We start from the raw sequence: 7,795 nt of genomic DNA, 5'->3' as shown, positions 1-7,795 counted from the left end.
CTCGGCAAATTGCCCGACGCCACCTTCCACCAGCAGCCGGCGGGTCAGCTTGACCAGGTCTTCGGCCGTGATCGGCCGTACCCAGGCCGCCTGGCACTGCGCCGGCAAACCCTGGGCAGTGCGCTCCTTGAGGTAGTGGTTGTAACCGGCAACATACCCTTCAATGCGCTGCTGCATCGCCGGGGGCTGGGCCTTCCAGAATGCCGCAACGGCCTCGGGGGTGTTCAGCCAGGTGAAGAACACGTCGTTGGCAAGGTTGTTACGCCCTTCCAGGGTCGCCTGTTCGGGACCAAAGTACCTGGCACGCTCGCCATTGACCGTCACCACTTCATTGGCCAGCAGGCACAGGTTGTCCTGGGCATAGGCATAACCGATGCCGAACCCCAGCCCACGCTCATCGTTGGCCCGGATATGCGGGACACCAAAGCTGGTGCGACGGATCTCGGCGGTGGCCTGTTGCTCCTGCACCCGCGCCGTGGCCGAAAGACTCAGCCCCAGCAACGCCCCTGCCACACACATCCTGAACAACCCGTTGGAAATAATCACGCAGACTCCACAGCCAAATTAAACACCGCGACGAGGGACAGCTTCGCCAACACCTCAGTTAAGACGTAAATACCGGGAATAATTTTAGCAGCCGCAGGCGTTTATTCGGACAGGTCGGTATGTCTCCAGGATGTTACCGACAAAATTTCTACATCCCCCGCTTCATGATTTGTGCAGCTCGTACGTCTTATTAACTAAGAGCGCCATCATTTTCCTGATCAGGCTCTGATAAGGAGTTTCTGCATGTACAACTCGCAACGGCCCACGGAAGGACACTCACCCATGCATGACGGAGGTTTTGCCACCGGCAACCAGGCGTTCGGCAAGGCGCCGGAACATGGCAACCAGCGTATTCGTCATTTGCTCAAATGCTTTGGCCTGCGCACCAGCCTGATCCGGCTGAAGGTCATCGACGCCCTGCTGACCGCCGCCGACAACCAGCGCACCCTCGGCGTGCGCGGCGTGCACAGCCATTTGCTGGAGCTGGGCATTCCGTTGTCGTTTCTCAGCGTGCGCGAGGTGCTCAAGCGCCTGTGCACCGAAGGCGTGATCACCCTGAACGCCGACAAGAGCTACAGCCTGCACGAGCAGGCTGCCAAAGTCCTGGAAGGCCGGGCCTGACTCAAAGGTTAGGCTTGACCTTGCGACGCATCACACCGTTGATCACCACCACGGTTACCGCTACCGCAATCGCGATGTACTGGAACGTCTTTTCGCTGATGACCCCGTTGTTCTGCAAGTAGGACAGGCCAAACATCGTCCCCAGCACCAGCAGGGAGATCAGAATCGAGTATTTCAAACGTTGCTTTTGGGTCATGACAGGTTCCTGAAGCTAAAAAATTGTGTCCACTTTGTATCGACTACCACACCAAGCACATACCTGTTAGCGGGGATGGATTGGGGTCGGCGGGGTCTCATGTTACAGGCGATGAAAAACTTTGGCTTGCCCAACGCCTGATTGAACCTGAGAGCACCCTAGAGGATTTTGAAATGCTTCGTCGAATCACACTGCTGATTCCCTTGCTGATCATGTTGAGCATGAGCGGCTGCATTATTTTCCCCCACGGCGGCGGCGGTTGGCATGACCATCGCTACAGCGAAGGCGGACCGGGGTATTACCATCGCTGATCGGTCATCCGTACATTTTCTGACATCTTGAACACTTTACAGGCGGAGCCATTCCCCCTGCTTCCGACACTCAGCAAGAGCGTCCAGGAAGCAGGGAGGTTTTCCTGAAAGGCGCATTCCTGAATGAGCGTGCCTAAAGGTGTTCACGATGATAGTCAGCAACTCGGTTCCTTCCTCCACTGCATACCCACCACCGCCCCCTCCTCCGATACCACTCCCCGATATACCGTCATACCCCGATGAAATATTGCAAAGCGCAACGGACATTCCGGACCCCGCGGCTGACACACCGCCCCCCAATGGCCCGAAAGCCTTGGAGACCGCGCTGGCTGACCGAAAAAACTGGCAGGCACTGGCGCAGCAGCTCACTCATGTCGCCACGTTGGCAGGACCGAACGCGCCGTTTCTGGTGGTGCGATCTGCGCTGGGAAGCACGCTGATGGACCTCGCGCCCAACTCTTCTTACCCCCCAAATAGTGCTAACGCCGTGAGTCTTGCAAACTTTCTCAAGGCTATGGGCCTGCCCGAGCCAACCACCCATGATGAGCTGCTGACCCTGGCGCGCACCTCGCTGACACGTTCCCACCCCCATCCATGGGGAAATCTGGGCGGCGCCTTGTCCTGGCCCCTGCCCTTGAGCACACCTCAGCAGAACGAACTGCTCACCGCCGCCAGAGAACATGCCGCTGGCCCTCCGGATGTTCAGCAAGCAAGCCAGCAGCGGGGGCTCCTGGAGTTTCTGAACGGTAACCTGCCGCTCTCCAGCGACGCCTCGAGCGATCCGGCCAAAACGCTGGAAGCCCTCATCCGTTCCCCCCGAGGCCAGGCGCTGGGAGAGGCCTTGCAGACCAACCTGGAGAGCATTCCGACTGATAGCAGCGTGAATGATCACGTACTGGCGGCCATCAACCTCGATCTGGATCAGGAATCCATCACCCAACCGCATCGCAACAAAGTGGCCGGATTCGACCTGTCACATAAACAATATTGGGGCAAACCCACCTCGGCGATCGTCGCCGGCCTGCGCGAGCACTTGAGTGATACCGGCAAAACCTCACCTGCCAACGCCTCGCTGGGTACGCATCTGCTGTTGATGCGGGCGGCACCGCAGTTGCTGATCAAGAATATTCCCGACAGCGTGGTCTACGGCAGCCTGGCCTGGGCCAACCTGTGCATCGCGGCGGCCGCCATCGAAGCCAGGTCCCCTGGCAGCGTAGCGAACATGAGTTTTGCCGAAGTGATGATCGCCGCCGACTCAAGTGGGCCCGCGCCCGAAGCTGCCCAAACTGCGGCATTGTTGGACTGGGCCGTGGTCAATGGGGTGCTTGAGGCGAAAGACGACACGCTTTACGAAAAACCAGACATTGATACCGCCATGGACGCGTTCAACTATCAATTGGGCAAGCTGAAACACGCCTCCGGCTTGCTTGACACCCCGATGCCCAGCCGCAAGCAGATGGCGCTGGACCTGCTCAAGGAAAAATTTGGCGAAGGCGTCCCCTTTGAAGAGAAGGTGTTGCTCAAGCCCAACAAAACCGCCAACAAGACGATCCCCACTCGCGGCCCTTATTCCATGCTGGACCTGACCATGCAAGGCGAGAAAATAACGGCATCAGACTGGGAGCTCAAACCTGGAACGCATGGCGTCGACCTTGATGCCTTCGCCACCTTTACCCATGGCCCCGGCTTTAAAGTCACCGACACCTTTGACAAAGCCATCAGCCAGACCATAAGCGACTATAAAACCGTCAAGAAATATTCCATCTTGAACGCCCTCGCCAACCTTCCACCGGAGGACAAAGAAAACTTGCGGTTAGGAAAGCTGAACTTCTACAAAGAAAAATCCTACAGAGTCAGCTGGACACCATTCGCGGGAGAAACCCTCTTCCATACAAGCAAAAAAATACTGGTCACCACAAAACACCAGAACAAGCCGTCCACCTATGAGTTCGATACCGAAAAAGGCAGCATCAGGAAAGTCAGCAACGCAGTTATCACGCGCCAGGACCAGAAGATCGCCGACGAAGTAACCCGAATAGAAGAGTTCTCCACCTTCGATGCCAAGCGCGACTATATAAAGCAAGAGAACCCGCTCGAGGGATCCAATCCCAACCTGTTCAGGAATTTCCGGGCGGAGTACCTTGCGGATTCAATTGTCGAGGGGCTCGATCTGGAAACCGTCAGGCAACAAGCGGCCGGAAGTACGCCGGATGAGCATAGAAGGACGGTCGCCAGCACCATCGGCAACTTTTTTCTCGACCTTGTTCCGCTCAGGTCGGCCATCGTCAACTTCAGTAATGGCAACTATAAAGATGGGTTCTCTGACCTGGCATTTGATGCGTTCGGCTTTCTCACGGCAGGTGCAGGCGTCGCCGCGAAGGTCGGAAAAACCCTGAGCACTGCCAGCAGCGCGGCCAGCAAAGCCCTCAAGCTGAGCAAGATTTTCGGGGTTACCGCACTCTCGGAACTCAATCCGCTGAGCGGACTTGGCGACCTGGTAGTCGGCGCGGGAAAACTCGCCATCGACGGCGCAAACGCAGCCACCCAGGGCTTGAAAACGCTCAAGGGTACAGCGAGCAACAGGGAGCTTGCCGCCGCCGGCACTCGATATGACGCAGCCGCTACCGGCTCATTCCAGATGGGCGAGCAGACGGTCGAGGGCAGCGCGGTGCAGATCAAGGGCAAGTGGTACGCTTTCGACGCACAAAAGCACCAGCCATACGGCAGCCCCCTGCAAGCGCTCAGTAGCGCTGATACGCTGGAGCCCTCCCCCAACGCCTATGCCTCTTCGAGCAAGAGCACTCACCGGTTTAACCCGATAAACACCGTCAACCGCCCACCTCCAATCAGGAAGCCGTTACCCGAGGGCCAATACGTGGAAAGTTTGAAAGGAAGGCTCGAAGTCGACCATTTCAAGCTCGACACCCGCCAGGCAACGCTGGATAAGTTTCGGGTGGAAATGGAGGACTATTATGAGGCGATCAAGGATGGAGGCCTTCCGCCGCGCCCTACAATCCCCGATATCCCCGTACCGATCCCCGCAGCCGATCTGATCACGGAGGCATTGAAAGCATCAAACGGCGTGGTGTTTGGAGAGTCTCACTCGCAGATGGCCAGCTTTAAAATGCTGTTCGACAACGTCGATACGCTAAAAAGCCAGGGTGTCAAAAAAGTCTATTTCGAAGGGTATATCGACTACATCGGTGGCCCCGCTGATGATGGAATCGGAATGCTCGGAAACAGCAACACTCGCCGCACGAATCCAACACTGGAACAACTCAAGAAAAAATTTGAAGACAATGGAATAGAGCTTTTACCCCTCGATCACTATTACCTGACGCGACATAGACACGACAAATCCCGTGATCGCACCCGCACTGGCGTCAACTCTGAAAAGCGGCTCAAGGAGTTCAACTACTACGCTGCGGAAACCATCCAGGCAAACTCGGGCACCGAAAAGTGGGTCGCGTTAGTGGGGAGCGCGCACATGAACACCTCCGAAGGTGTTCCGGGCCTGGCGGAACTGACGGAAAGCATCGGCATCGGGGTTTTTGACAACAGGAACATGACCCACAGCAGCATCGGGCTTAAAGCAAAAAACCCTGCGCCAGACCCGAACCGGCCATTACAGCCCAACGATATTCCAGGCGACCTGCGCATCTACGTGAAACCCTGAGCACATCGCAAAGGCCCGGAAAGCCTCCGAGCCTTTGCATGAGGTGTTCACCCTCCATGCACCCAGCGCTGATGCAACCAGCGCGCAAACGCATCCAGGGCAAACCCCAACAAGCCGATCAGCAGCACCATCGCCATCAGCTCCGAGTAGGCCAGCCGGTCGCGAGTGTCGAGGATGTAATAACCCAGCCCGGCACTGACCCCGAGCATCTCGCACGGCACCAGCACGATCCACAGGATCCCGATGGCCAGGCGCACGCCGGTCAGCACGTGCCCCATCACCCCGGGAATAATCACCCGGCGCAAGGTTTCCCAGCGCGTGGCGCTCAGGCTCTTGCTCAGTTGCAACCAGCGCGGATCGAGCTGACGCACACCCGCCGCCGTATTCAGCAGAATCGGCCACACCGCTGCGAACGCCAGCAGGAAGTAGATCGGCTGGTCGCCCACGCCCATCAACATCACCACGATGGGCATCCACGACAGCGGCGAGATCATCCGCAGAAACTGGAACGCCGGCGTGGTCGCCGCCTCCAGCTTGCGCGAACTACCCACCAGCAAGCCCAGCGGTACACCAATCAGCAATGCCAGGAACAGCCCGACGAAGATCCGCTTGAGGCTCACGGCTATGTTCAGGTACAGCTCGCTGCGGCCCAGCAACTCCCACAGGCTGGCGAGGGTCGCCGACAGCGAAAACCGCGCAGACAAACCGTCCGCGCTGCCAAAGACCTTCACCCCCAGCCACCAGAGCAACAACAACCCCGCCAACCCGCTCAAGCCAAGCAACCAGCCCGGCAACCCCAAGGTTTTGCCGTTGTTCAAACGCCAATCTCCTCGTTTCGCTCAAAGCCCTCAGGCAAGCCGAAGGTCTTCATGCCGCCCACCGCCGCGATCGCATTGCGCACGAAGCGGTCGTCCACCAGGTCCTTGGCGACAAACGCGGGGTCCAGGTCGGCGAGGAATTTCTTGTCGCCCTCGATCAGCGTGTCTTTCAGGCGGCGTACCAGTTCCTCGGTGTAGCTGGGGAATGGATACGGCTGGAAGTCGATGCGGTGCTCGTCCCAGTTGGCGTGCTGGATCGCGCCGTCAGCCAGGTAAGCCGCACGGTCGCTGGCAGCCGGCGCCAGGACTTTGCGCAGCACTGGTTCGGCATGCGGGGTGTAGCGGTTCTCGCCGTCCTTGGACAGCAGCTTCACCGCCTCTTCACGGTTGTCGCGGGTCCAGACCTGGGCCTTGACGATTGCATTCACCACCTTCTGCGACCATTCCGGGCGGTTGGTCAGGTCATGCTCGTGCATGAACACCACGCAGCACGCATGGTTGCGCCACACATCGCCGGTAAAGCGCTGTACGCGGCCCACGTTGAGGTTTTCCGCCAGGGCGTTGAACGGCTCGGCGACGATGTAGCCGTCGATGCGCTTGCTGGCCAGGGCCGGCGGCATGTCCGAGGGCGGCAACACGATCAGGTTGACCTCGTTGGCGGCAATCGCACTCCCGGCGGCGCGGGCCACCGGGGTCAGGCCGTTGTCGCGGAACAACTGCTGCACCACCACGTTGTGAATCGAGTACCAGAACGGAATCGCCACCGACTTGCCGCCCAGTTGCTTCACGTCGGTAATGCCCGGCGACACGGTCAAGCCCGAGCCACCCACATGGTTCCAGGCCACGACCTTGGCCGGGACCTTGCTGCCATACCGCGCCCATACGGTCATCGGCGACAGCAGGTGAATCACGTTGACCTGCCCGGAAATGAACGCCTCGATCACCTGGGCCCAACTGCGCAGCAGCACCGGGCGCTCGGCCTTGATGCCTTCGGCCTCGAACAGGCCATTGTTGTGGGCCACCAGCAACGGCGTGGCGTCGGTGATCGGCAAATAGCCGATGCGTACCGGTGCGTCCGGCTCACTGGCCGCCCGGGCCTGCAAGCTGCTCAGCAGTGGCAAGGCTCCGGCGGCACTGAGCACGGCCGAGAGTTTGAGAAAGTCACGGCGCGAGTGAGTGAGGTCATCCAGACACATGGCAAGGCTCCAGCAGTTCAGGGGGTTGGGGGTCAGTGCGGCTCGCCCGCCGTAGGGTTTTGAGAATCTCGATGCGCAGGGTGCCGATGGCTTCCACCTGTTCTTCCCGCGGTTGCGGCAAGTCGATGCGCCATTCGCCGAGGGTCCGCGCCGGGCGGTTACCCAGTAGCAGAATCCGGTCGGACAACAGCAGCGCTTCGTCGATATCGTGGGTGATCAGCACCGCCGCCGAACCTTGCTCGCGATTGACCTTGAGCAGCAGGTGCTGCATGTCGGCACGGGTCACTTCATCCAGGGCACCGAAGGGCTCGTCCAGCAGCAATACCTGCGGCTGGCGTGCCAGGCAACGGGCCAGCGCCGTGCGCTGGGCCATGCCGCCGGACAGCGCCGCCGGGAATTGCTGGCGGGCGTGTTCCAGGCCTACGGCGTGG

At 59.3% G+C, this 7,795-nt stretch carries 8 protein-coding genes; 3 read left to right on the top strand and 5 right to left on the bottom strand.

The window, feature by feature from the left end; all coding sequences use genetic code 11:
- Positions 1-546 (bottom strand): penicillin acylase family protein (locus HX846_RS14790; RefSeq protein WP_178965626.1); only part of this gene is annotated, 546 nt, incomplete at its 3' end.
- Between the two features lie 243 nt (positions 547-789).
- Between HX846_RS14790 and HX846_RS14785 the strand changes: the two genes are divergently transcribed.
- On the top strand, positions 790-1,167 hold the full coding sequence (locus tag HX846_RS14785; protein ID WP_178965625.1) for a fe2+ zn2+ uptake regulation protein: 378 nt from the start codon (positions 790-792) through the stop codon (positions 1,165-1,167).
- A gap of 1 nt (position 1,168) precedes the next feature.
- Here HX846_RS14785 and HX846_RS14780 read toward each other — a convergent pair whose 3' ends face one another.
- The gene (locus HX846_RS14780; protein WP_003207574.1) at positions 1,169-1,363 is read right to left on the bottom strand and encodes a hypothetical protein; all 195 of its coding nucleotides are present in this window, start codon (positions 1,361-1,363) and stop codon (positions 1,169-1,171) included.
- Positions 1,364-1,536: 173 nt separating this feature from the next.
- On the opposite strand from HX846_RS14780, the gene HX846_RS14775 reads away from it, so the two are divergent.
- Positions 1,537-1,674: a hypothetical protein gene (locus HX846_RS14775; RefSeq protein ID WP_003207572.1), complete on the top strand. Its 138-nt coding sequence runs from the start codon at positions 1,537-1,539 to the stop codon at positions 1,672-1,674.
- A gap of 313 nt (positions 1,675-1,987) precedes the next feature.
- A complete protein-coding gene (locus HX846_RS14770) occupies positions 1,988-5,350 on the top strand; it encodes a membrane-targeted effector domain-containing toxin (protein WP_256739818.1) in 3,363 nt (1,120 codons plus the stop codon).
- Between the two features lie 47 nt (positions 5,351-5,397).
- On the opposite strand, the gene HX846_RS14765 is transcribed toward HX846_RS14770, so the two are convergent.
- From HX846_RS14765 to HX846_RS14755, 3 genes are all read right to left on the bottom strand, one after another.
- Positions 5,398-6,150, bottom strand: a complete 753-nt coding sequence (locus HX846_RS14765) for an ABC transporter permease (protein ID WP_172834573.1) — start codon at positions 6,148-6,150, stop codon at positions 5,398-5,400.
- Positions 6,151-6,164: 14 nt separating this feature from the next.
- Positions 6,165-7,364 carry an ABC transporter substrate-binding protein gene (locus tag HX846_RS14760; RefSeq protein WP_010171568.1) on the bottom strand — a complete coding sequence of 400 codons (1,200 nt, stop codon included), beginning with the start codon at positions 7,362-7,364 and terminating at the stop codon, positions 6,165-6,167.
- On the bottom strand, positions 7,351-7,795 hold a 445-nt coding region (locus HX846_RS14755; protein ID WP_178965623.1), incomplete at its 5' end, for an ATP-binding cassette domain-containing protein. The genes HX846_RS14755 and HX846_RS14760, both read right to left, overlap by 14 nt.

It is taken from the genome of Pseudomonas sp. K5002 (assembly GCF_013386655.1).
Taxonomy (GTDB): Bacteria; Pseudomonadota; Gammaproteobacteria; order Pseudomonadales; family Pseudomonadaceae; genus Aquipseudomonas.
This window is presented reverse-complemented; position numbering and strand designations above follow the sequence as displayed.

Coding starts and splice junctions, on each gene's coding strand:
- HX846_RS14780 (WP_003207574.1), bottom strand. CDS start 1,363: ATGACCCAAAAGCAACGTTTGAAATACTCGATTCTGATCTCCCTGCTG.
- HX846_RS14760 (WP_010171568.1), bottom strand. CDS start 7,364: ATGTGTCTGGATGACCTCACTCACTCGCGCCGTGACTTTCTCAAACTC.
- HX846_RS14775 (WP_003207572.1), top strand. CDS start 1,537: ATGCTTCGTCGAATCACACTGCTGATTCCCTTGCTGATCATGTTGAGC.
- HX846_RS14785 (WP_178965625.1), top strand. CDS start 790: ATGTACAACTCGCAACGGCCCACGGAAGGACACTCACCCATGCATGAC.